The organism is Bacillus sp. ISL-47 (assembly GCF_018613175.1).
Taxonomy (GTDB): Bacteria; Bacillota; Bacilli; order Bacillales; family Cytobacillaceae; genus Cytobacillus.
On the sequence record NZ_JAGGQS010000003.1, the window covers coordinates 162532 to 189338 of the forward strand.

The following is a 26807-nucleotide window of genomic DNA, read 5'->3' on the forward strand; positions in this document are numbered from 1 at the left end:
TTAAAGCTCTTCTTTCACCTTGGAGAGTACACCATTTATAAACTTGCTTGACTGTTCGTCGCCGTATAATTTTGCAATTTCAATTGCCTCATCCAGCACTACATTTGCTGGAACATCCTCACTAAGATACAGGAGTTCAAACACTGATAATCGCAAAAGGTTGCGGTCCACTGTAGCCAGCCTTTCCAAAGTCCATTTTTCAAGATGTTTTTTTATCTCTGCATCAATTGTTTCCTTATATTGCGAAACACCTGATACAAGTTTGCTTAAATACTCATCATTTGGTGCGCCTTCTAAAACATGTTCAATGGCAGACTCCGGTTCCGCCTGGCTTACATCAATTTGAAATAAAGCCTGCAATGCTTTCTCTCTGGCTGTTCTTCTCTTCATCTTTATCTTTAACTCCTTTATGGCTAGCTTGATGGGGTTTCATTTTGGCTATTTTCGCAAACTTTGTTGCTTTTTAATCAAGTAGAGAGGGATGGTTGATTTCCGCTTCAGGATGCTCAGCGAACCGCGGGGCGGGCGGTGAGCCTCCTCGGCGCTCAGCGCCTGTGGGGTCTCACCTGTCCCACTCCTCCCGCTGGAGTCTCGCACCTTACGCTCCAATCAACCAACCTTATTTTTTTCAAAGTTCCTATTCAACAACAACAATCTTATAGAAAATAGCCTTCATTTTTGAGCATATACACGTCCAAAAATAACATAACAAGATAATAGCACAAGTAAGGGATATTCGCACTAAACAATAACAATAAGGACCATTTCATGTCCTTATTTTACTTACAGGGCTACTCCGTTTAAAAAAGCCTTTGCTATATATAAGTTATTTTCCCATTAAAAAATTTCTTTATAACAGTCTTGTGATGAAGAGAATAATAAACCAGAAAAGCCAAAGACTTCGTCAGATGTCTTTGGCTTGGTGAAAGTTTATTACATTTCCTGTTCGTATTCAACCTCATGCTTTTGGTTTTCAAACATGATCCCCACTACATGGATATTTACTTCCTGTACATCTAGGGCTGTCATATTCAAAAGTGCCTGGCGGATATTGTCCTGAATTTTTTGCGCAACACTAGGAATAGATACGCCAAACTTCATCAGACAATATACATCAACCTTGATTCCTTCTTCAGTTAATTCAACTTTAACCCCTTTTCCATGGTTCTTTTTGCCGAGCCTCTCAACTACACCCGTAGCGAAATTGCCGCGCATCTGCGCAACTCCTTCCACTTCAGAAGCAGCAATGCCGGCTATAACCTCAATTACTTCCGGGGCAATTTCAACCTTGCCAAGGCCGGAGTTTTCATTGCTCATTTCAAGAATGTTATTTTCACTCATAATGGCACCTCCATCAATCTTAAGAATTCATTACATCATGCAATTCCAGGAATTTCGTGTTAAACTGCCCTTCCACAAATTTGTCATGGCTGAGAAGCTTTAGATGAAATGGTATTGTCGTATGTACACCTTCAACAACAAACTCACTTAAAGCTCTCTTCATTCGGGAAATGGCTTCTTCTCTAGTATTGCCGTACGTAATCACTTTTGCAATCATGGAATCGTAATATGGTGGAATCATATAGCCAGGATATGCAGCAGAATCGACACGGACACCCAATCCGCCCGGCGGAAGATACATATTGATTTTGCCGGCAGAAGGCATAAAGTTCTTTTCAGGATTTTCTGCATTAATGCGGCATTCTATCGACCAGCCGTTAAATGTAACATCTTTCTGGGTGAAATTAAGCTTTTCACCTGACGCAACCTTAATCTGCTCTTTAATCAAATCGACCCCAGTAACCATTTCGGTAACAGGATGCTCCACCTGGATACGTGTATTCATTTCCATAAAGTAGAATCTGCGTTTTTGGTAATCGTAGATAAATTCTATCGTACCAGCGCCTGTATAATTAACTGCTTTGGCCGCTTTTACAGCAGCATTGCCCATCTCTTCCCGGGTTTCCCCATCAAGGGCAGGTGAAGGCGTTTCCTCCAAAAGCTTTTGCAAACGCCTCTGTATGGAACAATCCCTTTCTCCCAGATGAATGGTGTTACCGTAATTATCTGCTAGCACCTGGATCTCAACATGGCGGAAGTCCTCTATATATTTTTCAATATATACGCCAGGGTTTCCGAATGCCGTTAAGGCCTCCTGCTGAGTAATGGTGATTCCCTTAATCAGCTCCTGCTCAGTGCGCGCAACACGAATTCCTTTGCCGCCCCCCCCGGCAGTAGCTTTAATTATTACAGGATATTCAATCTTCTCAGCAAGCTGAATGGCATCTTCCACATCTTTAATAATTCCGTTTGAACCGGGAACAATCGGAACTCCCGCTTCTTTCATCGTTTCCCTCGCAATATCCTTCGTACCCATTTTGTTAATGGCTTCAGGTGTCGGACCGACAAAAATGATATTGCATTCCCTGCACAGATCGGCAAAGTCAGCATTTTCTGCCAGGAATCCGTACCCTGGATGGATTGCGTCACAGCCCGTAAGCTTTGCAACACTGATGATATTGGTAAAATTCAAATAGCTGTCCTTTGATGCAGTCGGGCCAATGCAATAAGCCTCATCCGCAAGCTGAACATGCAGTGCTTCTCTGTCAGCCTCTGAAAAAACGGCTACAGATTCTATTCCCATTTCACGCGCTGCGCGGATGATGCGAACAGCTATCTCTCCTCTGTTAGCAATCAAGAGTTTTTTTATCATTCGGTAACCGCTCCTTATTCAGGCTTTACTAAAAATAGAGGCTGACCATACTCTACTAACTGGCCGTCCTTAACAAGCACTTCTACAATTTCCCCATTGACTTCAGCTTCAATTTCATTGAACAGTTTCATTGCTTCCACTATGCAGACAATAGAGTCTTTTGCAACTTTAGAACCTGCTTTAACATATGCATCCGCGTCAGGGGAAGAAGACTGATAGAAAGTCCCAACCATCGGGGATACAATTTTATGTAGGTCTGCATCATCCGCTGCTTTAGCCTGAGGTGCAGGCTCCTTTGCAGGTGCTTCAGATCTAGGCTCTTCCACAGTTACAGCTGCAGCCTGAACAGGCTGCGGAGCAGGTGCAGGAGGAACTGCAGCTGGCTGAACTTGCTGCACAACAGCTGCTTCATTAACCTTTTTCTTCATTTTAATTTTTGAGCCTTCATGCTCGTAAACGAATTCATCAATATTTGAATCATTAACAAGTTTGATTAATTCTCGTATTTCCTGTACTTTCAACATTTTGGCACCCCTTGTTTTCTCACTGCTTTCCATTCCCTCTTTCTCCAATTAAAAACTGGCCTTGGAAGAATAGAGAAAGAAAGAATAGGAATGTTCCGCATGATTTAATTATGACTAGATACTAATATCATACGATAAGACCTTATCAAAGTTCAACATCGTATTGTGTACTGTATAACTTTTTCTCTATTCCGCCTCTAAAACCATTTTAATATTTCTAGAAATTTTTGTGAAATGTTACGAAGGATTTTGGCGAAAAATCACGAAATACTGATCATTAAGGGGACTATAGTACCAGAGAGGATTGTATAAATATGAAAACAATAGATGAAATAAAGAAAGAAGATCTTATAAGCAAAAATTCGCTTGTAGTAAAGGCTGCTTTAATAAGCGTTATATTGGCAGCCCTCGTAGATATAGCCTTGAAAAAAGATATGGCTGTTATCCTATCTATTATTATTGCCGGTGGAATTGGTGTAGGAATAGTGGCTGCACTCCATTTTTCCAAAAAATTTATGTCTGCCATCCCTTTTTTGGCCATATTTTTGGTTGCTAGTGTGCTATTCATTATCATGGAAAATAGCGTTTCGCCGACTGCATATTTTTTAGTCTATTTTATTCTTGCAACAGCGGCAATTTATATGGACGGGAAGATTTTATGGCTTTCATCGGCAATTGGCCTTATTGTTATTTCCATTTTTACATACCTCCATCATAGTCAGCTGCCGCTGGAAGCAAAAAATTATGCCACCATTTATTTGCTTTTTATGCTGGTCACTATTATGCTCTCTTTTCAGCTTTCCATCTCGAAAAAACTATCAGAAAATATTGTATCTTCTCAGAAGGAAACTGAAAATCTGCTGCAGCAGAACCTTAAAATTAAAAAGACAATCGAGAATAGTACTGCAAGCGTTTCATTCATGATTGAAGAAGTAAAAAAAATGAGCCAGGAGAATTACCATTCCGCAAGGGAAATGAGTTATACAATCGGGGAGATTTCTGCAGGAATACAAACCCAATCAGATACCATCCTGGATATCACCAGTTCTTTGGATAGATCGAATAAAGTGGTTAGCAGTACGAATGAATTAGTTGGAAAATTGCATAATGATGCTGTGAAAGCAGAGAAAATTACCCAGAGCGGAAATGCAATTGTAAATAAACTCATAAATGATATGTCACTTTCATTTAATGAAATGCAGAAGGTTCATGAACATATATCTTCACTATCGGAAACAGTGAAAGAAACCTCCCATTTTGCTGATAAGATACAAGAAATTTCAGAGCAGACCAACCTGCTTGCCCTTAATGCCTCCATTGAAGCTGCGCGTGCTGGAGAAAGCGGTAAAGGCTTTGCTGTTGTAGCGGAAGAAGTAAGAAAATTAGCAGATATTACAAGAAAAACAGCAAATCAAATATCAGAGAACCTTTGCAATGTGATACAAGAAACGGAGCAATCCAAAGCCAATGTAAACTCCACTGGCGATAAATTAACGGCAAATCTTGATCTGGCCTCACAAACTGAGAGTGCTTTTGAAAACATCCATGAAACCTTTTTAAAGCTCAAAAAAGATATATCAAATTACAAGTCTTTAAGCAATCAAATTCATCAGTCCTCTTCTTCTATAGGAATATCAATCGGGGAGTTTAGTTCAGTTGTAGAGGAGGCAGGCGCTTCCCTCCAGGAAATCTCCTCCTCTGTTGCATTCCAGACAAAGCAATATGAGCATCTTGTGGAATCGATTAATAAAGCCCATTTTTCGATGGAACACCTGGTTAATCTTCAAAAATAGCCTAATAACATTTATAAAAACTAAAAGGTGCCCGCAAGTTATTCTACGGGCACCCTTTTTGGTTCTGATTACTTGGCAATTTGGAATTCAACCGCAACTGCTTCAAGCTGTCCAATTTCATTTCTTACTTCCTGAATGATATTGTTTGCAGCAGAAGGCGAATGATCTTTAGCTTTTACTGTAATTTGAACTTTTTTTCCATCAGCGCGAACGAGGACATCTTCGTAATCCATTGCTCTGATTAACGTTTCAAGCATTGCTTCTTTTTGGGCTATTTCATTTAATTCATCGATTTGATCCTTTGCTTTCATTCTTTCTTCAGCAGGAAGATCTGTCTGTCCCAACACTGTTGTAAGTTCTTCTTTCATGCGGCTGCGCTCGTCATCAAGCTGAAGGCGAAGCGTTTCAAACATTTCATCGCTGGCTGTGTTTGTAATAATGGCATTGCCATCTTCACTCTCAACTGCTTCCATTTCGCCATTTGCCTTCTCCTCCATTGCAGCTAAATCATTTCCTTTTTGCTCAGGAGATGTAACATAATACACGGATAACACAACCACCAAACTTAGCATTGTTAATAACCAGACCGTTTGTTTCTTTAAAAGCATCTATTATTCCCCCTTAGTTTTTTTAGGCATTACAGAAACTCTGTGGCTTGGTACATCAAGCGCTCTTGTAACTGCCTCAATAATCCATTTTTTCACTTGTATATTTTCAGCTCCCTTTGCAACCACCAGTACACCCCTGATTTCAGGTTTCTTGGTTTCTATTACAATCGGAACCTCTTTCTCGCCATTTCGGACAATCACAAGCTGTTCCTCCTGTGACTGGTCCTCTACCTTTCTTTTGCCGCCTTCCCGATCTATTTCATCGGTTGTTTGTTTTTGGGTCGTTTTGTTTTTTTCAAGGACTTTCTTCTCTGTTGCATCCACATTGACGACAACCGTGGCATCATCAACACCGACAATTGCATCAAGGGCCTCTTTTATTTGTGCTTCATATGCCTTTTCATAATTGGCAATTTCGTCATTTCCCCCGGATTGTTTCTGGCCAAATACAGGCACCTCTTCCTCTTGCTTCGCCTCATCCCCGTTTTTAAAAACGGACATGTCTTCAGTGGAAGCATTCTCTTTAAACAGCGTGTTGCTGATCAGCATGATAGCTGCGCCAAAGAGGAGAACAAGAAGCAAGTATTGGTATTTTCCAGCTTTTTTATCGGGCTGCCCGTCTTTGGAGAATAATTTTCTTAACCATGTGAAAGGACCTTTTTCATTATCCATCCCTATCCATATTCCCCCCTTCTACCAGTACTTCGATTGATTTTGCGTCTACATTCCATTTTTGTGCGAGAAGAGAAGCGACTCTTTTTGCCTCATCATCATGTTCAGCCCTGCTGGATGGAAGAGGTTCCCCGGTATTGATTTCCACTTTTTTGACCACTTCTACAGCTTCAGCTTCTGCATCCTTTGCTTTTAATTGGATCATGACCTTTTGCAGGTTATCCGGGAAGGCTTGATTACTGCTTTCATCTACTAAAATATCAATGTTAGCAATTTCCAGACCGTACTGTTCCATCAACTCCTCTTCTGCGTCCTGTTTCATGTGGACAGCCATTTGTTCTAAAATATATGCATCACTTGAGGCTTGTATTTCTTTTTTCTTCATTTCTATTAAATTTTCCATATTTTTTTCACCGGACGCCTCAAAAACAGGCACTGATACAAAAGCTTCTTCAAAGTCACTTGATATAAGTTTTAAAATTGGAGTAAGAATAATTGCGATGAGCAGGAGCCCTGTCACCATTTTTGTATATTTCTGCAGCTTTGAGCTCGGAAGGAGCATATCGATGACAGTGGCCAGCAGAACAAATAATATAATATTTGTTATCCATTCCTTTATAAAATCCACTTCATCCCCCCCTATCTGACCATCATGGTCAAATTCCCGGCAGCAATAATGACAGTAATACTAAGGAAAAACATCAAGGATACAATGGCCAAAGCGGCAAAAACGTATATAACACTTTTGCTGATAATATCCAGGCAGGATATTATCGGGCCTCCTCCCAACGGCTGCAAAATGGCAGCTGCAAATTTATATATAAACGCAATCATTAGTATTTTGATTGCCGGAAAAGCTGCTATGATCAGGAGGATCGCTACACCTGCTATACCTACTGTATTTTTTAAAAGAACCGAAGCGCTGATTACAGTATCTGTAGCATCGGTAAACATCCTTCCGATAACCGGAATAAAATTGCCTGTGATAAACTTTGCTGTACGAATTGTAATTCCATCGGTAACTGCAGCGGAGGCTCCCTGTACTGAGATGACTCCCAAAAACACTGTCAGGAACATGCCGAGAAGCCCTATACTCCAGTTTCGGAGCAGATTGGCAAGCTGGGTCACCTTGTAATGCTCGGAAAGGGTGCTGACAATACTTAGCAATGCTGATAAAAATAGGAGCGGAAGGATGACATATTGAATAAATAAGCCGCTGACATTCATTAAGAATAAAATCACGGGGTGAAAAAAAGCAGCTGATACCACTCCTCCGGACGAAGCAATTAGAGCTAGCAGCAGTGGAATTAGGGCCATTATGAAGGAAACCATCGTTGAAATTGTTTCTTGTGTGTAGTCAATCGCTACATGAAAGCTATTAAGGGCAATAATGATTAAAACCATAAACACAATTGCATACGCCGCTTTGCTGACTGTGCTTTTTTCAAACGAATTTTGCAGAGACTGCAGAAACATGCTGAACACCGTCAGCAAAATTAATGTGCCGAGCAATTTTCCGTTTACAATAAACTCATGAAATATAAACTTCATTGCGCCGGTACCCCATTCTTTAAGTGAGAATTCCTTATCCCCCTTGATGAATTCATAGAGGCTCCCTTTTTGGCTTTCCGGCAAAAAACCGCCATACTCTGTCGTAATTTCTTCCCAAAACCCTTTTAGTTCATCCAGATCAAGGGAATCCACCTGCGACTCCACTAAATCCTGGGGGGAAATCGTATCATCTACTTCGCCGGTCTTTGGTGAGGCTTGTACAAATGGTGCGAGTAAAAAAAATAGGATTATATTGGACAATAAAATTTTCTGCATCCTTTGCTTCATTTTTTCACCTCTTTTATAAGACCCTATCTTGCAGCTTTACCAGCATAAGGGGGCTTGTCTTGCATAACAGGCCTGCTAAGGTTGATTGTCCGGCCAGCTCCATTTAACTTGGAATCATCTGGATGATTGTTTCAATCAATACAGTCAGAATTGGGATGGCCATTGCCAGGATCAGGATTTTTCCGCCCATTTCGATTTTTGCCGCAATAGCCCCCTGTCCTGCATCTTTCGTAATTTGAGCAGCAAATTCAGCAATATAAGCAATCCCAATTATTTTTAAAATCGTTTCTACATATACAATGTTGACCTTTGCATTTATAGCAATCTTTTCAATCATGTGAATAATAGCGTAGATCTGGTCGACCAGAAACAGGAAAATGGCACAGCCTACAAAAACAATCAGTAAAAAGGCAAAATTAGGTTTTTGTTCTTTCACAATCAGTGCAAGGAACGTTGCAACCAGAGAGAATCCGGCTATTTGAAGAATTTCAATGGCTAAGCCCCCCTTTAGCTCTGAAATAAGAACACTGATTTTATTTTTTGGAATAGGTTATCTACAATAGATGCAACCATGAATAAAATATAAATAAAGCCGAAAAGCGTAACCCACTGTGCATATTCCTTTTTTCCGACCTGATCCAAAATCGTATGCAAAAAGGCTACTACGATCCCAACACCCGCAATTTTGAATATGATATCAACCTCTAACCCCATCCATCTCTCCTCCTAAGCTCTGTCCAGAATCCGGCAGCCCATAGCTGCTGCCCGCAAAAACTACATTAATAAAATGATTAAAAGCAGTCCCGATAAAAATCCGAGGCTTTTGACCATTCTTTCGTATTTCACTTGCTTATCATGCGCATCTGCTTCTTCCCGTTCGAGATGTGAAAGGGTAAGCATAATCTGCTTTTGCTGCGAGATCCGGTCATGCCGCCCAAGTGTTTCCCCAAATTGCTTCATAATCTCGAATTCACCTTGTTTAAAAGCGGTCAATTTCCATATTTCTTTTAAGCTTTGTTCCCAGGCATCCTTAACAGTTGTCTCAGAGTCAGTCAATTTTTTAGCAAAGGATTCGAAAAACCATGATAAAGGCTTAGGCAACTGGGCAGAAAGCCTTCTGGCTGCTTCATGAAGCGGTGTATGGCCGTACATTATTTCAGCCTCCAGGGACTGCAGGGCCGATTTCAGCTGCCGCAGCTGACGTGGCCGTTCAGTCAGATGTCTCGAGGCTTCAAATCCAGCCCAAGTTGTAGCGATTATAATAAATACAGCTCCAATTAGCTTCATCATTTAGGTCACTCTCACTTCTTGCAGGAGCTCCTTGCCTGAAGCATCCTTAATACAAGTAATGCTGCCTGGTCCGTCCCTCCTGCTGAGTTCAATAAACCGCTGAAAAATTCCCATATCCAAAACTGCTTTTAAAGTGGGCCGTTTCTTAATTTCTTCCAGGGAGTTACCATGCGTGGTCATAATCAGTTTGATTCCGGCATTTACTGCCTCCATTATGGCTTCCGCATCTTCCTGCCTCCCAATTTCATCGACAACTAACACCTCCGGGCTCATTGAACGGATCATCATCATCATCCCCTCTGCTTTCGGGCACGCATCAAGGACATCAATTCTGTGTCCAAATGACATTTGTGGAATTCCATTTACACAGCCTGCGATTTCCGAACGTTCATCAATAACACCCACCTTGCTCGCCTGAAATGTCCCATCCGGGTCCCCGGATGATATAATTCTCGCTATATCTCTCAGCAATGTGGTTTTACCTGTTTGCGGCGGTCCGATGATCATTGTGTGCTGCCAGCCTTCATTGTAGATGCGCCGAATCAGCTTTTGGGCAATCCCGATTTTTTCTCTGGCAATTCTTATGTTAAAAGAAGAAATATTTCTGATTGCCTTTACTTTTCCTTCTTCAAGAATCACTTTCCCGGCGAGTCCAACACGATGGCCCCCTTCAATCGTGATATAGCCCCTTTTCAATTCTTCTTCGAGTGTATAAATGGAAAAATGGCTTATCTTATTCAACAAGTGGACCGCATCCTCCGAATCAACAATGTAAGGAAGGAAATGAGGCATACCCTTCGTAGTCAATTCGAGCGGCCTGTTAATACGGACTCTTATTTCTTCCAGATCCTTCAAAAAATGTGGAGGGATTTGCTTCAGCTTCTCAGAAATTTTTTTCGGCAAAAAGGCTAAAATCGTTTCCATGTTCGGTCCTCCATTTTTAAATATTTCGTTTCGGACTAGCTTCTCATTATTTAAAATGTATGCCTGCAACAAAACATTATGACTTTGATTTGCTGGCTCTCCCATTTTCTTTGGGACGAGTTTACTTTTCTAATTTAGATAACTAAAAGCAAATTTTAAATTCCAATCGGAGTAAAAAATTTGCTTTTCCAAAAAATAAGCCTATGCAAAATTAAAAAAGGCTGGTGTTAATATATGAAAGCCACATGGATATGCCTTATGATAATCATTCAAATCACGGTGTTTGCTTGTTACCCTGCTCAGGGGCTCGCTCGGCCTGCAAATCTGGAAGAACCTCGAAATGTCATTCTGATGATTGGAGATGGCATGGGAGTCGGGCAAATTGAGATTGCGAGGGAAATGGAGTACGGGAAAAAAGGCCGGCTGTTCCTCGAGACCCTTCCTCACACTGCACTTGTGCATACCTTTTCTGCCAATAACCTGGTAACCGATTCCGCTGCAGGCGGAACGGCGTTGGCGATTGGCAAAAAAACCAATAATGAAATGATTGGAGTCACTCCGGATGGAGCTGAATCAGACAGCATATTGGATTTATTTAAAAAGAACGGAAAGAAAGCAGGAGTTATTTCTACAAATACGGTTACAGATGCAACCCCTGCTGCATTTACCGCAAGTGTCCCCAACAGGTGGTCAGGACAGGAGGAAATAGCCCGTCAGCAGCTGAACAATGAAGTGGATGTACTCATGGGGGGAGGAAGATCCTATTATAGTCCGGAAAAACAGAATGGAAAAGATTTAATTAAGGAAGCCATTCAAATGGGTTATACCTATGCAAGCAATCGGGATGAACTGATGCAAGCAAAGGGAAATAAGCTGCTCGGGTTGTTCAATAATAGTTATATGAATTTTAAGCTGGATCGGCTTCTAATTGGGAGCAAAGAACCAAGTTTAAAAGAAATGACGGAAAAAGCAATCGGTGTTTTGTCAAATGGGAAAAATGGTTTTTTCCTAATGGCAGAAGGAGCGAGGATTGACCATGCTTCACACGCAGGCGATATTACAAGCATATGGAAAGAAACAATCGAGTTTGATAAAGCTGTAAAATATGCGGTTGAATGGGCTAAAAATGACGGAGAGACACTCGTACTTGTCGTGGCTGACCATGAAACAATGGGAATTTCTGCCACAGAGCCGCTGGATATACAGCATCTGAAAAAAATTAAAGCTACCCCTCAATATATGGTCAGCCAATTTGTGAAGGATCAAAATTCTAGATCTTACAGGGCTTACAGCATCAAAGAGGTTCTGAAGAAATACGCCAAAATTGAACTAACTGATAAGGAAATTGCAGCTTTTAATGACCATTTGCTAAACTCCGACAATAAAGTATATCCTCAATACTTGGCAGCCTGGGAGATTGGAAGCCTGATTGCGGAAAGAAACAACGGGGGAATCATTGCAAACAAAGTTAGATCTTTAAGCTCAACTGGAGGGCATACAGGCAATATGATTCCTTTATTTGCTTATGGCAAAGGAAGTGAGGTTTTTTCAGGCGTCCTTGATAACACCGATATTCCTAAAAAAATTGCATCATTGATGAGATACAAATGGGAATAATGCCTGGCTGGTAATTTAATGCGTATTTTATCCCCTTATCCGCCGTACATTCTAGAGAGATATTAAATTTTGAAAGCGGGGAGAGCATTTCATGTATTATCAGCAGCCATTCGTCCGCCATTCAACCCATTCTGTCAGCCAGGCCAGATCCAAACCCAATATCATGAGAGTTTCAGGCGAAGGGAAAATAGCAGTCCAGCCAAGCCAGTCCATAGTAACACTCGGAGTTTCAACCGAAGACCAAGTGCTGCAGAAAGCACAGGAGAATAATGCACAGGCAATTGCTAACATTAAAAATGCTTTAAATAACATTGGAATATTGGATCAACAAATTCGCACAGCCGATTTTTCGATTTTTCCGCAATATGATTTTGTAGATGGGAAACAGGTTTTTCGCGGTTATAAAGTGGAGCATGTGCTTGGCATTACTGTAGATGATATAGAAAATACCGGCCTAGTTGTCGATACGGCAGTGGACAGCGGTGCCAATCTTGTCAGGGGGATTACTTTTGAAATGGAAAGCCAAAGTTTTTATTATCAGCAGGCATTGACCCTGGCTGTTGCGGATGCTTATAAGAAGGCCGAAACAATTGCGGCTGCCTTAAGAGTCCAATTAGTCGGGACACCTTTATCAGTAACTGAGGGTGCTTTTGACTTTGAAAGGCCTGTTCCCTACCAGCCTGCAGCTTTTGTTAAAAGTGAAGTGAGTACACCCATCCAACCGGGAACGATTGATATAACGAGCCGGGTGTCTGCAGAATTTATGTATTACAGCTAGGATGAATTTGACTTATAATTCTCTTCAATATGAAGATAATAAGAGTCTGAACGACAATACGTAACAAGAGAGGTCCTTTAATATGAATGAAGAATTGGGAGAATTTTTAAAAAACCAGAAAAAAGGGGACAGGGCCTATCTCGGCGGAACACGAGATAACCAAAAAGCGCCTACTTCCGACCCTGATTATAATAACCGCAATGACACCGATATATCACCTGGAGCGGAAGGCAGAAAGTATAAAGGATAACACAAAAAATCCCGAGAAACTCGGGATTTTTTTCTAATTATTATGCACGTGACACATAAGAACCGTCAGTTGTATTGATGATAAGCTTGTCTCCTTCATTAATAAAGAAAGGAACTTGTACAGTAAGACCTGTTTCAAGAGTAGCAGGCTTTGTTCCGCCTGAAGCTGTATCCCCTTTAATGCCCGGCTCCGTTTCAGTTACTGTCAGCTCAACAGAGTTCGGAAGCTCAATTCCTAGAGATTCTCCATGGTAAAGCATGATTGCAACTTCCATATTTTCCTTTAAAAACTTCAATTCGTATTCAATTGAAGCAGCAGGCAATTCAATTTGCTCATAAGATTCATTGTCCATGAACACGTGCTGATCCCCATTTGCATATAGATATTGCATTTTGCGGTTGTCAATTTGCGCTTTGGCAACTTTTTCACCGGCACGGAATGTTTTTTCCTGAATGGCACCTGTGCGAAGGTTACGTAACTTGGAGCGGACAAATGCCGCACCTTTTCCTGGCTTAACATGCTGGAAATCCATTACGCGCCAAATGCCGTTATCAACTTCAATTGTTAATCCCGTACGAAAATCGTTTACTGAAATCATGAATATGTCCTCCTAAAATTCAATTAAAGAATAATCAATTCTTTGGTAGAATGAGTAAGCGTTTCATTATGATCCTTTGTAATTAATGTATCATCCTCAATGCGGACTCCGCCAAGACCCGGTATGTAAATGCCCGGCTCAACTGTTACAACCATGCCAGGTTCAAGAATGACATCGGATTTAAACGACAACCCTGGTCCTTCGTGCACTTCCAATCCAATGCCATGGCCAGTGGAGTGGCCAAAATATTCTCCAAAGCCTTTTTCGGAAATATAGTCCCGAGTTATAGCATCTGCTTCTTTTCCGCTCATACCCGGTTTGATGCCTTCCATTCCCCGCTCCTGGGCTTCAAGCACAATATCATAAATTTCTTTCAGCTTATCTTCAGGCTTCCCTACTGCTACTGTACGGGTAATATCTGAAACATAGCCATTATAGTAAGCGCCGAAATCCAGAGTGACGAAATCTCCTTTTTCGATCACCTTATCGCTTGCCACTCCATGCGGAAGGGCAGAGCGGTGTCCGGATGCTACGATAATATCAAACGAAGATGAAACTGCACCCGCTTTTCTCATAAAAAATTCTAATTCATTCGATACTTCCAGCTCGGTAATTCCTGGACGAATGACATCTAGAATATGTTTAAATGCAGCATCTGCTATGTCAGCTGCCACCTTTATTATCTTAATCTCTGATTCGGTCTTAATCAAGCGTAACTTTTCAATTGTCCCGGAAACAGGAACAAGTTCGGCTGCAACCGCTTTTTCATAGGTTTTAAAAGCGGAAAAAGTTAAATGGTCCTCTTCAAATCCCAGCTTCTTAATCCCAAGTTGTTTCACCTGTTCTGCCACTTCTTCAGGAATGGCTCCTGTATGCTTAACAATCTCATAGCCTTCGCATTGTTTTGCAGCCTGCTCAGTATAGCGGAAGTCTGTAATGAATAACGCTTTCTCTTCACTGATTAAAACTGCACCTGCTGACCCGGTAAAACCTGTCATGTAACGGCGGTTATAACTGCTTGTAATCAACATTCCATCTATACCTGATTGCTCGAAGCTTGAGCGCAGTTTCTTTATTTTATCCATGATTATCCTCTCCCTTTAAAAGATCCATTAAGGCATAAAAAGCCAGTTCATAGCCCTTAAATCCCAGTCCGACAATTTGTCCATGTGCCACAGGGGCAATCACAGATGTATGGCGGAATTCTTCACGGGCATGAACATTCGATATATGTACTTCGATCACAGGAACCCGGATTCCTGCTATGGCATCCCTTATTGCATAACTGTAGTGGGTAAATGCTCCAGGATTAAATATAATACCTTTTGTTCCATCTTCATTGGCAAGATGAAGCCTGTCTATTAATTCGCCTTCATGGTTGGACTGAAAACAAGACACTTCTGTCTGGTGTGCACCGCCCAATGATTTGATGTTTTCTTCCAGATGCTCAAGAGTTTCATTACCATAAACGCCTGGTTCCCGCTTCCCAAGCAAATTTAAATTTGGCCCATTTAACAGGAGTATCTTCCTCATAATCAACCCCCTCTTACTTAGTTGCTAATGGGCTTCTTTTTTGGAAAACAGTATGAATGAAATCGTCTTCCTTGCATCCCGAATCCAAGTTTAAAAAGAATGTCCATTAAGAACATTCTAACATAATGTGGAACTTCATACAGTTAAGATGTTTTTACTAAAAGAGGGAAGGCCGCATAAGATAAGGCATTCCCTGTTTGGCATTTGGCTGGTATGATACAAATCGGGAAACAGCTTTAAAAAGTGCTTTCTAACACTGAAAATTAAATATGGAGCTGCTTTATGAGGGCTATTTCCCATTCTCCACAATTGCTTACGGAAACTCCGGATCAGTCCGGGCCTTCTTCTCATCCTCGCTTTTCCCGCGAAGTTCATGGGCTTCATATGAAATGGAATACCCCACAAACACTCCAAATAAAAGATAAAAACATATGGATGTGATAATCGTATTTCGCTCCAATTCCCAGAATGGGCTGATGCCAGGGAATATCGGATTTAATACAAAAAATACAATTAAGAAAAGGGCAATTCCATAGGCGGCCCCAACAAAGATGCTTTCAAACTTCCGCAGCGCTGCATAATAAATAAGTGCGGCAACAATTGAAATGCCTCCGATCAGGAGAATCGAAATCACTGTTCCCAACCACCCCTCTTTCCACGCCCCTATCGTCCAGGGTTCGAGAATGACATTAGGGCGTATTTCTGTAAAATTGAATACATAAGCCAAATAGGCCAGTCCGCTCCACAGAATGCCTCCGATCAAACCAGTAATCACGACCATAGCCATAAAAGACATCGGTTTTTCTCTCTGATTTTGTTCCAATTGCTCTTTTTCTTCTGCCATTTATGCCACCTCCATTTCCTATTATGTCCACCCGCATTTATTCCTTTGCATCAGATTGTAAATTATATTTAAATCGATTGTTGGCGGAAAAAAAAAAGAGATTTTTTTTATGATATTTCCCTTTGGATAGAGGTTTTATCAGTTTTTAAGTAGAATAAAATAAGTATACGAATATAAATTTCAATTGCTTCCTACCCAATTCAACCCATTTCTCTAAAAGGGGTTCCGGGACTGCAGAATCGTGCATAAATTTAAGTAAGAATACGGGTTGCCTTGGAAATGTGCAAGCCTATCTTGATTTAGATCTGCCTGGTAGAAAAAAATGCCAGGTAAATACGATAAACATGACATTCATTCGTTTAAAATGTAAAGAAATAGGAAAAGAAAAAACTGAGGACAACTTTTAATGAAGAAATTACTTAAATCTTTGTATATATAGTTTAAAAGCTTAGAAATTTGCTCATCATGCTTTTAGGGAGGTGGCTTTCTTGAAAAATCGGATTTCATTTTATATTGTCTCCGGGCTTATAATTCTTGCTGCCCTTGGAGTTACCGTCAGCCTGATCTCAGATCCTGCCGGTTTTTTGCAGAGAATAGCTGTCATTGTCATCATCGGTGCTGTCATATACTTTCTTTTTCAGCGCATTAACAGAGCTAACCCCTCTAAGCGTGAGCAGCGGGCTTTTATAAGGGCAGCCAAAAAATCTAAAAAACGCTTTAATTATAAAGAAGCAGGTTCAGCCAACGGCAAAAAGGCGTCCCTTGGTTCCCTTACTTCAATAAAAAAATCTAAGAAAAAGTCTTCTCCACATTTGACTGTCATAGAAGGCAAAAAAGGCAAAAAGAAAAATCGAGCATCCCTTTAATAAAGGGCTCGATTTTTTGTTTTTTTAATCTTTAGTAGCTCCATCTTGAGAAAAATCGCTCCGCACATTGCCTTCCATGCTCAAGCAAATCCCTTTTCTTTTGGTCAGTTAGCTCAAATTCGGCGGTCAGCACCCCATCAGTTGGGATAAATATTATATTTTGCGCGTGTTTTCTTGAAATGTATCGTGCATCATGCGCATCCTTCATGGTTTCGAAAAGGGCTTCATACATCTGTATCGCATTCGCAATCTTATTCGGCGGCCGTTCACTTAGGTTATGGCTTAGTTTAACCCCCAATACAGGCCTGATTTTTTTCACATTTTCCCTATCAAATAACCACATCGGAAAATTGCTCAAAACTCCTCCATCAACGATTACACTTGTGCTGCTGTATGCCTGCATTTTTACTGGCTCAAAAAAATAAGGAAGACTGCAGCTCATACGGATTGCCCTGGCCACCGGGAAAGAGCCCGGATCGATTCCATATTGAACAAGATCATCGGGCAAAACAACAAGCCGGCCATTAGTCAGGTCGGAGGCTATTACTCTTAATGACTGTGGCGGCAGGTCTGCAAATGTTCTTATACCTCTTGCAGCCAGCTTTTCAGCCATCCAATTCTCCAGTTCCACACCTTTGTAAAGTCCTAATCGCCAATAGAGGAGAAGCCATTTAGTGACAGAGAAGGGTATGAATGTCTTTCTTTCATCAAGAAACTTTTTTACATCAAGTTCATCCACAAGCTGATAAATTTCGTCACTTGTATATCTGGCAGCGATTAATGCTGCAACGATGGAGCCTGCACTCGTTCCGGCTACCCGTTTGAATTGGAACCCCCGTTTTTGGACTGCGTCATATGCACCGATTAAAGCAAAACCCTTAATTCCTCCTCCTGAAAAAACACCGTCTATATACATGTAAGCCACTCCTGTCGATGTACTTACTAATAGAGGAACTCTTACTTATACATCTTTAATCAGGAGCTTTTTAAAATAGTACGGCTGACAAGCAGAATTTCCTGCCGATTAGGAATTTGTAAAATAGGAGGTTATTATAGCGTAAAAACTCCACTGCATCCTGTTTCATTTTCGCATTTATGTTTAGGTGAAATATTGGACTTCTGCTTCCGGAAAGAAGGAATGGACATATTCCCTGATCGTGTTCTCCAGTTCTTTAGCTTCTTCCGTTGGATATACATATTTACCGATTCCATATCTTCCCCATTTATACTTGCGCTTTTCTTCATCCATCTCAAGCTTGGATTTAGGATAGCGCTTTTCAATTACCTTTTTGGCTGGTTTGGTAAATCTATGCTGAATCAATTCGAAGGTCAACCCTTGAAGATTGATGCCTTCAAGCGATTTGCTTAATCTTTGAAAAAGTTCAAGATAGCCTTCACGCCAATCTTCATGCATATAAATAGGCGCAACGATAAAACCCAGCGGATACCCTGCGTTTGCCACTTTTCGGGCAGCTTCAAGCCTGTCATCAAAAGAAGAAGTACCCGGCTCAAAATTTTTGATTACGTAACGTGAATTGACGCTAAAACGAAAGCGGGTTTTTCCATTATGGTTAGCATCAAGCAGGTGGTCTACATGATGGTACTTCGTCACAAAGCGAAGCTGGCCAAATTCTGTTTGGCCAATAAATTCAATTGTTTTTTTCAAAGAATGTGTCAAATGATCAATCCCGACGATATCGGATGTACACGCTGCTTCAAAACGTGTTAACTCAGGTTTTCTTTCCTCCATATATTTCGTCGCCTGGTCAAATATTTCTTCCAGGTTCACATACGTACGTATATAAGGCTTGCTGCCAAGTGTCGTTTGCAAATAGCAGTAATGGCAATGGCCCATGCAGCCGGTAGCGAGCGGAATGGCGTATTCGGCTGAAGGCTTTGAGGTATCAAATTTCAGGGTTCTTCTTATACCCACAACTAATGTGGATTTTGCATTGCGGTATTTCTGCAATTCATTGTCGCCGGGAATATTTCTTACCTGGTTGTGGGAAGTCGTCTCCCTAATTTCGATATTCATTTTTTCAAACTTCTCCTTCAGCTCTCTGCCTAAAGGATATTCCAATGCCTGGGGTTCAATATAAACAAGCTGCGGGATAAAAGGATTCATGGGTAACCTCACTTCTTATGTTAGTCGATTTGTTCAACGAACCTTTACTTCTTAATGGTTGACTGAACCTGATAACACTAGTATGAGCAAAATCCCCAAGCAGCAAAAAAAGAAGATGGAACAATTATTTCCATCTCCTTTGGTAATTCTTTTTTATTTGGCTGTTATCGCAAACTTAGTTGCTTTTTATACCTTACGCTCCATCAACTTTACCTAATTATAACCCGCATTTCAGCTGGGCATTACAGTTCGTACACGTATTGCATCCACCTATTTCTTTTACCTTTCCTTTTCGGCATACCGGACAAGTATTGCCTACTTCTGAACCGATTGTTACATCAGTTGAACGAAGGTCGCTGATGGTATCAACTAAGACAACATGCTGCTTTGTTTTCTCTTTCTTAACTGTTTCTGTATCATCAAAGCTGTTTTCTTCTGCTTTCAGTGTCAGGACCTGAGAATCGCGTGATCCGTCAACATAGACCGTTCCACCCTTGGCACCGCCACGGTACAGGCGCTCATACACTTTTTCAACCTGCTCAACACTATAGCCCTTCGGCGCATTTACTGTTTTGCTTATTGAACTGTCAATCCAGCGCTGGATTACACATTGTACATCAGCATGTGCTTCAGGAGCCAAATCCATCGCTGCAATAAACCATTCAGGCAGATTATCCGGATCTGCATCGGGGTTGTGGTCCAAATATTCCTGAACGATATCTGCCTTCACTTCGATAAACTTGCCTAAACGGCCACTTCTGAAATAAGAGAAGGAGAAGTATGGTTCAAGGCCAGTAGAAACTCCAACCATTGTTCCAGTAGATCCAGTCGGAGCAACAGTTAATAGATGCGAATTACGAATTCCATTTTCCAGGATAGACTGACGGACATCTTCAGGCATTTTCTTCATAAAGCCTGTTTGTGTGAATGCTTGGCGCAAGCGGTTTGTATCCTCTGCATTCTCGCCTGTTAGGAATGGGAAGCTTCCCTTTTCCTTTGCAAGCTCCACAGAAGCTCTGTACGCTGTCGTTGCAATTGTTTCAAAGACTTTGTCTATCAGCTCATTTCCTTCTTCCGAGCCATATTCAGTTTCGCAGTAGATGAGCAAATCATGAAGTCCCATAACACCAAGGCCAACACGGCGCTCACCAAGTGCCTGCTTTTGGTTCTCTTCAAGGAAGTATGGGGTTGCATCTATTACATTATCCTGCATACGTACACCCACTTTGACAGTACGCTTCAGCTTTTCAAAGTTTACTGTTTTGTTTTCCTTATCTGCCATTTCTGCCAGGTTCACTGCTGCAAGATTGCAGACAGAATATGGTGCGAGAGGCTGTTCCCCACACGGGTTTGTTGCTACAACCTTTTGTCCATATGCCTGTGCATTTGTCATGTCGTTGGCATTATCGATAAAAAAGATTCCTGGTTCTGCAGAGTATGTTGCACAAATATTAATCAAGTTCCAAAGCTCTTTCGCTTTAATTTTGCGGTAAACACGAACCTTGTAGCCCAGCTTTTCCCATTCTCTTACGTCACCGACTTTATGCCATTCTTCATTATAGATTTTCATGGTCTCGGCATCGTAGGATTCCACATCCGGGAAGCGAAGATTGTATTCTGCGTCATTCTCGACTGCATCCATGAATTCTTTTGTCAGGCAGACTGATATATTTGCACCTGTCAGGAATTCAGAATTATGGACACTGTAAGTACCGCCAGTTGACAGCTTTTCTTCTGCATCTTTGATAATCTTCTCGCTGAATCCGCCATATCCAGGAATAGTCTTGTAATTAACAATTCCCTGATACATATCAATTTCCTGTTCGGTGAAAGGGGTAAATTTCAATTTTTCTTTAGCGTATTTTTTAATGGTTTCATCATTTGTATTTTCAAGAAGGAATCGTAAAATCCTTGGATTTTGCATTTTAGAGATTATGAATTCAATAATGTCCGGATGCCAGTCCGACAGCATAATCATCTGAGCCCCTCTGCGGGAGCCTCCCTGTTCAACAAGGTGAGTCAGTTTCGCAATGTCATCCAGCCAGGAGACTGAACCGGAGGATTTACCGTTGACACCTTTTGCCAGTGTATTGCGAGGTCTTAGGGTAGAACCGTTTGTTCCTACTCCGCCGCCGCGGCTCATGATTTCCATAACCTGCTTGCGGTGCTCTGAAATGCCTTCTCGGGAATCCTGTACAAAAGGCATTACGTAACAGTTGAAATACGTTACATCCGTGTCAGCACCTGCTCCGTAAAGAACACGGCCGGCCGGGATGAAGTTTAAGTTCTTTAGTTCCCGGTAGAAATTTTCAAACCATTCTTTTCTTTTTTCTTCTGTCTTCTCTACCGATGCAAGGCCTGTTGCGTTACGTTTAGCAATTTGTTCGTAGTAGATTTCAAGCGGTTTTTCAATTACATCCAGCGGCTTCGTGATAATGCCTGTACGTGCTTCCTCCGGATCATCGAGCACGCTTCTGTAATCTTCTTCGACTAAAACTTTGGCTGTCTTGTTTTCCCAGTCAATATCCAGGATAAAACCTAGGCCGCGGGCTGGAAATTTCGGATCTTCTTTGATAGTTAGGACAACAAAGTCACCGTTTGTCAGAGTCACTTTCTCAGTATCTTTGAATGTGTATCTGTCCAGCATGACTAAACGGGAAACACCTTTGTGGGTCATTTTCATATCCGGGGTTACAGGGTGAACCTGAGGGAATAAACGGATGTCCTTGTTTAAACGATCAATGTTCAATTTCATTTTTTGTCCTAGCGCAACAGACATTGTTACAACTCCTTCGATATAAATTCATGCCATTTTTCTGTATGTTGTGTAAACATTTTCATAGATAGAACGACTCTAGCTGTGTTAGAAGAGTACCCTAAAGTTACCATACCTCAAACCTCAAAATCAATATATAGTGTTTAAAATATTTTCGACACTACTATATGTTGTGTTAGATTCAGGCTTAACCGATTTTGTCAAACTTAAAAAATACTAGATTTTGAAGAAAACAAGAGTTAATGACAGATTTACGACAAATAACGATAAATTTTCATAAATTTCGAGGTTTGCACTTTTTATTTATATAAATTGGTAAAATATTCAAAAAATAAACTCTGTTTCACATACTTCTTGATTTCCGCTGCAGGCACCCGCTTTCTGCGTGTTTCCATAAGTATTCCAACGCGTTCCATGCCTGCTGGATTTCCTTTCGTACGCTTTCCGCCAGTTAATGAGAATATTCATACCTGTTAAAAAATCCCACGAAGAAAATGCGAAGGCATTTTGAGGGGTTCAGCCATCTGATCCAAATCAACACAGTGCTATAGTCAAAATAAGCTTAGCCAAAAAGAAAAAAGCGACAGGGCCGCTTTTTATCTTTGGCTGTTTTCTAAAGGATCGTTGTTTTTGAATAGACTTGTGAACCCGAGGTTTGCTAAGGCATCCTGAAGCAGAAACAAGCCTCTGCTCTATACTGTTTAAAAAGTAGCAAAGTTTGCGAAAACAGCCTACCTTTTATAGCTCCACTCATCATTTTCATAGCGCTCTTTTGCAATTTTTTGCACGTAAGTCATTTCTTCAGCAGTCAGCTCGTATGGTTCCAGCTCTATATTCAGGCCTTCCTCAAAGCCTTGTTTAAAAGCCCGTTTGGCCTGATCCAGAGTAATTTTTTCGTCCGTCAGCTGGTTCATGGCAACAGCTTTATTTTTAAAAGCTTTCTGCATTCTCTCTTTTACTCTTTCATTTGGATACTTGAATAAGCTAAACAGTTTATCTTCATCCAAGTCAAGCAGAATGGAGCCATGCTGCAGGATTACCCCTTTTTGCCTTGTTTGGGCACTGCCGGCCACTTTGCGTCCTTCTACCACAAGCTCATACCAGCTTGGAGCATCGAAACAAACAGCGGACCTGGGATTCTTTAAAGAATCCCTTTCCTCAGCAGTCTTCGGCACAGCAAAGTAGGCCTCCATCCCAAGTGCGTGAAACCCTTTTAATATTCCTTCAGAAATGACTCTGTAAGCTTCAGTCACAGTCTTTGGCATATCAGGATGCTCTTCCGGAACAATTACACTGTATGTAAGCTCATGTTCATGAAGCACGCCCCTGCCACCTGTCGGCCTGCGTACAAAACCCAACCCATGCTGTTTAACGGCCTCCATATCGATTTCTTTTTCAACCTTTTGGAAGTACCCGATGGAAAGCGTCGCTGGATTCCATCCATAGAAACGAATAACCGGAGGCATCTTCCCCGAACTGTTCCAATCAAGCAGGGCCTCATCCAAAGCCATATTAAAAGAAGGGGATCCCTCTCCTGAATCAATAAAACGCCAAACTTCTTTTGTCATATGTAACCCTCATTTGCAGATTCTTTAACCAGTCATTTGCGGTTTATAGTCTACCAAAATTCCTACGAAAATTAAAGCAAGTTGATTTTCCATAATAAATTTAACAGATTCCCTTTACTCGCATAAGGAAAGGCTTATATAATATAAGTTGGCTTAGCTAAGTGTGAAAGGAGAAAGACACATTGGATACACTTTATTTCATTCTTATCATTTTAGGTGCAATTATTACCTACTCCGTCGTTACTTGGTTATATCAGCGCAGGATTGTTAAAACGCTTAATGAAGACCAGTTTCGCGAAGGTTATAGAAAAGCCCAATTAATTGATGTCCGCGAACCAAACGAATTTGAGAATGGTCATATTTTGGGTGCCCGCAATATTCCGCTTTCACAAATGAAAACGCGAATGAAGGAATTGCGTCCGGACAAGCCTGTCTACCTCTATTGCCAAAGCGGCATGAGAAGCGCGAGAGCTGCCCAGTTTTTACATCGTAAAGGCTATAAAGACCTTTCACACCTTCAGGGCGGATTCAAAAAATGGTCCGGCAAAGTTAAAGCGAAAAAATAATAGTAATAGACTAAAGGCCCCAGCCATTTTCGGCTGGGGTTTTTTGATCGTTTCCTTCGTTTCCTGCTTTCTCTCAATTAAAAATAAAAGGATGCCCCTATTCCGGGACATCCTTTTATTTTTTTATTGCTTTTGATAGCGAAGAACAGGTTTGCGGGCAGCCATTGTTTCATCTAGGCGTCCGATAACCGTTGTATGAGGCGCTTCCTGAACGATCTCAGGGTTTCCCTCTGCTTCTTTGGCAATTTGGATCATAGCATCAACGAATGAATCCAGTGTTTCTTTTGATTCTGTTTCTGTCGGTTCGATCATAATGCACTCTTCCACATTAAGCGGGAAGTAAATAGTTGGCGGATGGTAGCCAAAATCCAGAAGACGCTTAGCTATATCCAATGTGCGGACTCCCAGCTTTTTCTGGCGCTTTCCACTCAATACAAATTCATGTTTGCAGTGCCTGTCAAAAGGAAGATCAAAGAATGGTGCCAGCCTTCTCATCATATAATTTGCATTTAATACCGCATATTCTGTTACAGCCTTTAATCCATCCGGTCCCATTGTACGGATATATGTGTAAGCACGCACATTGATGCCGAAGTTTCCATAATAAGGCTTTACTCGGCCGATTGATTGCGGCCTGTCATAATCAAATTCATACTTGCCATCTTTCTTAACTAATATAGGCTTTGGAAGGTATGGAATTAGATCTGCTTTTACACCGACAGGACCTGATCCCGGTCCGCCGCCGCCGTGCGGCCCAGTAAAGGTTTTATGAAGATTAAGGTGAACAACGTCAAATCCCATATCGCCTGGGCGGGCTTTGGAAAGAACGGCATTCAGATTGGCTCCATCATAATAAAGCTTTCCGCCTGCACCGTGCACAATTTCAGCCATCTCCAGGATATTTTCTTCGAAAAGGCCCAAAGTGTTAGGGTTTGTCAGCATTAGGGCAGCTGTATCTTCGCCAACCACTCTTCTTAGGTCCTCTAAATCGACCAAACCGTTTTCGTTGGATTTAACGGTAATTGTTTCAAATCCTGCTACTGTTGCAGAAGCCGGGTTTGTACCGTGGGCAGAGTCAGGAACAATAACCTTGGTACGCTTTGTATCGCCATTGGCTTCATGGTATGCACGGATCATCATTAGTCCCGTCCATTCCCCGTGCGCCCCGGCAGCCGGCTGAAGCGTTACTTCATCCATTCCTGTAATTTCAATCAGGTGCTCCTGCAAATCATACATAAGTTCCAAGGCACCTTGAACAGAGCTTTCATCCTGAAGGGGATGCAAATGGGCAAACCCGTTAAAGCGGGCAACATTTTCATTGATTTTAGGATTATATTTCATTGTACATGATCCCAATGGATAGAATCCTGAATCAACTCCATGGTTACGTTTGGAGAGAGCCGTATAATGGCGCATAATATCAAGCTCGGATACTTCCGGCAGTTCAGGCTCTTCTATCCTTAAATAACCTTCAGGGAGAAGTTCGCTTAAATCCGTTTCCGGAACATCCATTTCAGGGAGGCTGTAACCGATACGCCCTGCTGTACTTAGTTCAAAGATGAGTGGCTGATCTTCCTTATGCATGGTAATCCCCCATTTCTTTAACAAATGTATCAATTTCTTCTTTCGTTCTTAATTCTGTGACTGCAACGAGCATATGGTTTTTCAAGTCTGCAAAATCTCGGCCCAGATCAAAGCCGCCAATAATGCCCTTTTCCAAAAGCTGTTTGTTTACTTCTTTGACCGGCTTGTTCAGTTTAATGACAAATTCATTAAAGAAAGGGCCTTCAAATGCTATTTCGAAACCATTTTCCTTAAACTTCGTTTTGGCATAATGGGCTTTTTGCATGTTGGAAACAGCCATTTCCTTAACGCCCTTCTTTCCTAGAGCAGTCATTGCTACCGATGCAGCAAGAGCGTTTAATGCCTGATTGGAACAGATGTTGGACGTTGCTTTATCGCGGCGGATATGCTGCTCACGTGCCTGAAGCGTCAGAACAAAGCCACGGCGCCCTTGATCATCAACAGTCTGGCCTACAAGGCGTCCCGGAACTTTTCTCATCAGCTTGGATGTAACGGCAAAATATCCGCAGTGGGGCCCGCCGAAAGCTGTAGGAATCCCAAAAGGCTGTGCATCCCCGGCCACGATATCTGCTCCGAATTTTCCTGGAGGCGTTAATGCTCCTAGAGAAAGCGGGTTGCTTGAAACAACAAACATTGATTTATGGGCATGGATAATTTCTTCAAGCTCTTTTAGTGGCTCTACTCTTCCGAAGAAGTTTGGATACTGGACGATTACTGCCGCAATATCCTCGCCAATCATATCATTTAACGCGTCAAGATCTGTTACACCATCTTTGTGAGGAATTTCAATTACCTCAATATATTGACCCTTCGCATAAGATTTGACAACTTCCTTTGACTCAGGATGAACACTGCTTGAGATCAGCACTTTTTTGCGGCGTGTATTTCCCGCACTCAGCATCGCAGCTTCAGCAAGAGCAGTTCCACCATCATACATGGAGGAGTTCGCGACATCCATTCCAGTCAATTCGCAGATCATCGTCTGGAATTCAAAAATTGCCTGAAGCTCACCTTGGGATATTTCCGGCTGGTAAGGAGTGTAAGCAGTATAAAATTCTGAACGCGATAATACATGGTCAACGATAACCGGCATGTAATGATCGTATACACCTGCTCCAAGGAAAGAGGTGTTTGTGCGAAGATCAGCATTTTTCTGTGCCATTAAAGTTAGCTCTTTCATAAGTGCTGTTTCAGATTTTGCAGGTTTTATTTTATATTCACCTTTAAATCTTACGCTTTCAGGAATGTCACTGAAGAGTTCTTCCACAGCTTTAACGCCGATCGTTTCGAGCATTGCTTTCTGATCAGACTCTGTCATCGGTAAATAGCGATGTTTCAT

The 26807-nt window shown here is 41.5% G+C and carries 28 protein-coding genes; 6 read left to right on the plus strand and 22 right to left on the minus strand.

What is annotated here, in order from left to right; translation table 11 throughout:
- The 4 genes from nusB to accB form a co-directional block, all read right to left on the minus strand.
- A complete protein-coding gene (gene nusB / locus J7I93_RS02465; protein WP_214722928.1) occupies nt 1-390 on the minus strand; it encodes a transcription antitermination factor NusB in 390 nt (129 codons plus the stop codon).
- 543 nt (nt 391-933) lie between these two features.
- Nucleotides 934-1341 (minus strand): Asp23/Gls24 family envelope stress response protein, encoded by a 408-nt coding sequence (locus J7I93_RS02470; RefSeq protein WP_214722930.1) that lies wholly within the window; start codon nt 1339-1341, stop codon nt 934-936.
- A 19-nt stretch (nt 1342-1360) separates the two neighbouring features.
- Nucleotides 1361-2713, minus strand: coding sequence for an acetyl-CoA carboxylase biotin carboxylase subunit (gene accC / locus J7I93_RS02475; RefSeq protein WP_214722932.1), 1353 nt, complete (start codon nt 2711-2713; stop codon nt 1361-1363).
- 14 nt (nt 2714-2727) lie between these two features.
- Entirely contained in the window at nt 2728-3237 is a 510-nt protein-coding gene (gene accB, locus J7I93_RS02480) for an acetyl-CoA carboxylase biotin carboxyl carrier protein (RefSeq protein WP_214722934.1), read from the minus strand.
- 1196 nt (nt 3238-4433) lie between these two features.
- Between accB and J7I93_RS25590 the strand changes: the two genes are divergently transcribed.
- Entirely contained in the window at nt 4434-5030 is a 597-nt protein-coding gene (locus tag J7I93_RS25590; protein ID WP_483297120.1) for a methyl-accepting chemotaxis protein, read from the plus strand.
- Between the two features lie 68 nt (nt 5031-5098).
- Here the strand turns inward: J7I93_RS25590 and J7I93_RS02490 are convergent, their stop codons facing one another.
- From J7I93_RS02490 to spoIIIAA, 8 genes are all read right to left on the minus strand, one after another.
- Nucleotides 5099-5638 carry a SpoIIIAH-like family protein gene (locus J7I93_RS02490; RefSeq protein ID WP_214722938.1) on the minus strand — a complete coding sequence of 180 codons (540 nt, stop codon included), beginning with the start codon at nt 5636-5638 and terminating at the stop codon, nt 5099-5101.
- 3 nt (nt 5639-5641) lie between these two features.
- Complete coding sequence (spoIIIAG, locus tag J7I93_RS02495; RefSeq protein WP_214722940.1) at nt 5642-6310, minus strand: stage III sporulation protein AG; 669 nt, start codon at nt 6308-6310, stop codon at nt 5642-5644.
- Nucleotides 6303-6938 (minus strand): stage III sporulation protein AF, encoded by a 636-nt coding sequence (gene spoIIIAF / locus J7I93_RS02500; RefSeq protein ID WP_214722942.1) that lies wholly within the window; start codon nt 6936-6938, stop codon nt 6303-6305. The genes spoIIIAG and spoIIIAF overlap by 8 nt, the downstream gene beginning before the upstream one ends.
- 11 nt (nt 6939-6949) lie before the next feature.
- Nucleotides 6950-8149 carry a stage III sporulation protein AE gene (gene spoIIIAE, locus J7I93_RS02505; protein WP_214722944.1) on the minus strand — a complete coding sequence of 400 codons (1200 nt, stop codon included), beginning with the start codon at nt 8147-8149 and terminating at the stop codon, nt 6950-6952.
- Between the two features lie 103 nt (nt 8150-8252).
- Complete coding sequence (gene spoIIIAD, locus J7I93_RS02510; RefSeq protein ID WP_214723048.1) at nt 8253-8669, minus strand: stage III sporulation protein AD; 417 nt, start codon at nt 8667-8669, stop codon at nt 8253-8255.
- The gene (gene spoIIIAC, locus J7I93_RS02515) at nt 8657-8863 is read right to left on the minus strand and encodes a stage III sporulation protein AC (protein WP_110064378.1); all 207 of its coding nucleotides are present in this window, start codon (nt 8861-8863) and stop codon (nt 8657-8659) included. The genes spoIIIAD and spoIIIAC overlap by 13 nt, the downstream gene beginning before the upstream one ends.
- Nucleotides 8864-8923: 60 nt before the next feature.
- Entirely contained in the window at nt 8924-9439 is a 516-nt protein-coding gene (gene spoIIIAB, locus J7I93_RS02520) for a stage III sporulation protein SpoIIIAB (RefSeq protein ID WP_214722946.1), read from the minus strand.
- Complete coding sequence (gene spoIIIAA, locus J7I93_RS02525) at nt 9440-10363, minus strand: stage III sporulation protein AA (protein WP_214722948.1); 924 nt, start codon at nt 10361-10363, stop codon at nt 9440-9442.
- A 258-nt stretch (nt 10364-10621) separates the two neighbouring features.
- Here spoIIIAA and J7I93_RS02530 point away from each other — a divergent pair, with 258 nt between their 5' ends.
- The 3 genes from J7I93_RS02530 to J7I93_RS02540 all read left to right on the plus strand — a co-directional run bounded on the left by J7I93_RS02530 (nt 10622) and on the right by J7I93_RS02540 (nt 13008).
- Nucleotides 10622-11980, plus strand: coding sequence for an alkaline phosphatase (locus J7I93_RS02530; RefSeq protein ID WP_214987815.1), 1359 nt, complete (start codon nt 10622-10624; stop codon nt 11978-11980).
- A 91-nt stretch (nt 11981-12071) separates the two neighbouring features.
- Nucleotides 12072-12758 carry an SIMPL domain-containing protein gene (locus J7I93_RS02535; RefSeq protein ID WP_214722952.1) on the plus strand — a complete coding sequence of 229 codons (687 nt, stop codon included), beginning with the start codon at nt 12072-12074 and terminating at the stop codon, nt 12756-12758.
- An 82-nt stretch (nt 12759-12840) separates the two neighbouring features.
- Nucleotides 12841-13008: a hypothetical protein gene (locus tag J7I93_RS02540; protein ID WP_214722954.1), complete on the plus strand. Its 168-nt coding sequence runs from the start codon at nt 12841-12843 to the stop codon at nt 13006-13008.
- 40 nt (nt 13009-13048) lie between these two features.
- On the opposite strand, the gene efp is transcribed toward J7I93_RS02540, so the two are convergent.
- The 4 genes from efp to J7I93_RS02560 form a co-directional block, all read right to left on the minus strand.
- Entirely contained in the window at nt 13049-13606 is a 558-nt protein-coding gene (gene efp, locus J7I93_RS02545) for an elongation factor P (protein WP_214722956.1), read from the minus strand.
- A gap of 23 nt (nt 13607-13629) precedes the next feature.
- Nucleotides 13630-14691: a M24 family metallopeptidase gene (locus J7I93_RS02550; RefSeq protein ID WP_214722958.1), complete on the minus strand. Its 1062-nt coding sequence runs from the start codon at nt 14689-14691 to the stop codon at nt 13630-13632.
- Nucleotides 14684-15139, minus strand: coding sequence for a type II 3-dehydroquinate dehydratase (gene aroQ / locus J7I93_RS02555; RefSeq protein ID WP_214722961.1), 456 nt, complete (start codon nt 15137-15139; stop codon nt 14684-14686). Before aroQ ends, J7I93_RS02550 begins: the two co-directional genes overlap by 8 nt.
- A gap of 313 nt (nt 15140-15452) precedes the next feature.
- Nucleotides 15453-15983, minus strand: coding sequence for a YqhR family membrane protein (locus J7I93_RS02560; protein ID WP_214722963.1), 531 nt, complete (start codon nt 15981-15983; stop codon nt 15453-15455).
- A 479-nt stretch (nt 15984-16462) separates the two neighbouring features.
- On the opposite strand from J7I93_RS02560, the gene J7I93_RS02565 reads away from it, so the two are divergent.
- Entirely contained in the window at nt 16463-16849 is a 387-nt protein-coding gene (locus J7I93_RS02565; RefSeq protein ID WP_353050249.1) for an SA1362 family protein, read from the plus strand.
- Nucleotides 16850-16880: 31 nt separating this feature from the next.
- Here J7I93_RS02565 and J7I93_RS02570 read toward each other — a convergent pair whose 3' ends face one another.
- From J7I93_RS02570 to J7I93_RS02585, 4 genes are all read right to left on the minus strand, one after another.
- On the minus strand, nt 16881-17765 hold the full coding sequence (locus tag J7I93_RS02570; protein ID WP_214722967.1) for a patatin-like phospholipase family protein: 885 nt from the start codon (nt 17763-17765) through the stop codon (nt 16881-16883).
- 183 nt (nt 17766-17948) lie between these two features.
- Entirely contained in the window at nt 17949-18974 is a 1026-nt protein-coding gene (splB, locus tag J7I93_RS02575; protein WP_214722969.1) for a spore photoproduct lyase, read from the minus strand.
- A 217-nt stretch (nt 18975-19191) separates the two neighbouring features.
- Nucleotides 19192-21753 carry a vitamin B12-dependent ribonucleotide reductase gene (locus tag J7I93_RS02580; RefSeq protein WP_214722971.1) on the minus strand — a complete coding sequence of 854 codons (2562 nt, stop codon included), beginning with the start codon at nt 21751-21753 and terminating at the stop codon, nt 19192-19194.
- Nucleotides 21754-22481: 728 nt separating this feature from the next.
- Complete coding sequence (locus J7I93_RS02585) at nt 22482-23318, minus strand: lipoate--protein ligase family protein (protein WP_214722973.1); 837 nt, start codon at nt 23316-23318, stop codon at nt 22482-22484.
- A 182-nt stretch (nt 23319-23500) separates the two neighbouring features.
- Here J7I93_RS02585 and J7I93_RS02590 point away from each other — a divergent pair, with 182 nt between their 5' ends.
- Nucleotides 23501-23884 carry a rhodanese-like domain-containing protein gene (locus J7I93_RS02590; protein ID WP_214722975.1) on the plus strand — a complete coding sequence of 128 codons (384 nt, stop codon included), beginning with the start codon at nt 23501-23503 and terminating at the stop codon, nt 23882-23884.
- 123 nt (nt 23885-24007) lie between these two features.
- Here the strand turns inward: J7I93_RS02590 and gcvPB are convergent, their stop codons facing one another.
- Both gcvPB and gcvPA read right to left on the minus strand, forming a co-directional pair.
- Nucleotides 24008-25468, minus strand: a complete 1461-nt coding sequence (gene gcvPB, locus J7I93_RS02595) for an aminomethyl-transferring glycine dehydrogenase subunit GcvPB (RefSeq protein ID WP_214722976.1) — start codon at nt 25466-25468, stop codon at nt 24008-24010.
- The gene (gcvPA, locus tag J7I93_RS02600; RefSeq protein ID WP_214722978.1) at nt 25461-26807 is read right to left on the minus strand and encodes an aminomethyl-transferring glycine dehydrogenase subunit GcvPA; all 1347 of its coding nucleotides are present in this window, start codon (nt 26805-26807) and stop codon (nt 25461-25463) included. The genes gcvPB and gcvPA overlap by 8 nt, the downstream gene beginning before the upstream one ends.

Bases quoted from the DNA above. Each gene is read 5' to 3' on its own strand.
- spoIIIAG (WP_214722940.1), bottom strand. From the start codon at position 6,310: ATGGATAATGAAAAAGGTCCTTTCACATGGTTAAGAAAATTATTCTCC.
- J7I93_RS02585 (WP_214722973.1), bottom strand. From the start codon at position 23,318: ATGACAAAAGAAGTTTGGCGTTTTATTGATTCAGGAGAGGGATCCCCT.
- gcvPB (WP_214722976.1), bottom strand. From the start codon at position 25,468: ATGCATAAGGAAGATCAGCCACTCATCTTTGAACTAAGTACAGCAGGG.
- spoIIIAE (WP_214722944.1), bottom strand. From the start codon at position 8,149: ATGAAGCAAAGGATGCAGAAAATTTTATTGTCCAATATAATCCTATTT.
- aroQ (WP_214722961.1), bottom strand. From the start codon at position 15,139: ATGAGGAAGATACTCCTGTTAAATGGGCCAAATTTAAATTTGCTTGGG.
- efp (WP_214722956.1), bottom strand. From the start codon at position 13,606: ATGATTTCAGTAAACGATTTTCGTACGGGATTAACAATTGAAGTTGAT.
- J7I93_RS02560 (WP_214722963.1), bottom strand. From the start codon at position 15,983: ATGGCAGAAGAAAAAGAGCAATTGGAACAAAATCAGAGAGAAAAACCG.
- spoIIIAB (WP_214722946.1), bottom strand. From the start codon at position 9,439: ATGATGAAGCTAATTGGAGCTGTATTTATTATAATCGCTACAACTTGG.
- spoIIIAA (WP_214722948.1), bottom strand. From the start codon at position 10,363: ATGGAAACGATTTTAGCCTTTTTGCCGAAAAAAATTTCTGAGAAGCTG.
- J7I93_RS25590 (WP_483297120.1), top strand. From the start codon at position 4,434: ATGCAGAAGGTTCATGAACATATATCTTCACTATCGGAAACAGTGAAA.
- nusB (WP_214722928.1), bottom strand. From the start codon at position 390: ATGAAGAGAAGAACAGCCAGAGAGAAAGCATTGCAGGCTTTATTTCAA.
- J7I93_RS02540 (WP_214722954.1), top strand. From the start codon at position 12,841: ATGAATGAAGAATTGGGAGAATTTTTAAAAAACCAGAAAAAAGGGGAC.
- spoIIIAC (WP_110064378.1), bottom strand. From the start codon at position 8,863: ATGGGGTTAGAGGTTGATATCATATTCAAAATTGCGGGTGTTGGGATC.
- J7I93_RS02490 (WP_214722938.1), bottom strand. From the start codon at position 5,638: ATGCTTTTAAAGAAACAAACGGTCTGGTTATTAACAATGCTAAGTTTG.
- J7I93_RS02580 (WP_214722971.1), bottom strand. From the start codon at position 21,753: ATGTCTGTTGCGCTAGGACAAAAAATGAAATTGAACATTGATCGTTTA.
- accC (WP_214722932.1), bottom strand. From the start codon at position 2,713: ATGATAAAAAAACTCTTGATTGCTAACAGAGGAGAGATAGCTGTTCGC.
- J7I93_RS02535 (WP_214722952.1), top strand. From the start codon at position 12,072: ATGTATTATCAGCAGCCATTCGTCCGCCATTCAACCCATTCTGTCAGC.
- gcvPA (WP_214722978.1), bottom strand. From the start codon at position 26,807: ATGAAACATCGCTATTTACCGATGACAGAGTCTGATCAGAAAGCAATG.
- J7I93_RS02570 (WP_214722967.1), bottom strand. From the start codon at position 17,765: ATGTATATAGACGGTGTTTTTTCAGGAGGAGGAATTAAGGGTTTTGCT.
- J7I93_RS02470 (WP_214722930.1), bottom strand. From the start codon at position 1,341: ATGAGTGAAAATAACATTCTTGAAATGAGCAATGAAAACTCCGGCCTT.
- J7I93_RS02550 (WP_214722958.1), bottom strand. From the start codon at position 14,691: ATGGATAAAATAAAGAAACTGCGCTCAAGCTTCGAGCAATCAGGTATA.
- J7I93_RS02530 (WP_214987815.1), top strand. From the start codon at position 10,622: ATGATAATCATTCAAATCACGGTGTTTGCTTGTTACCCTGCTCAGGGG.
- accB (WP_214722934.1), bottom strand. From the start codon at position 3,237: ATGTTGAAAGTACAGGAAATACGAGAATTAATCAAACTTGTTAATGAT.
- splB (WP_214722969.1), bottom strand. From the start codon at position 18,974: ATGAATCCTTTTATCCCGCAGCTTGTTTATATTGAACCCCAGGCATTG.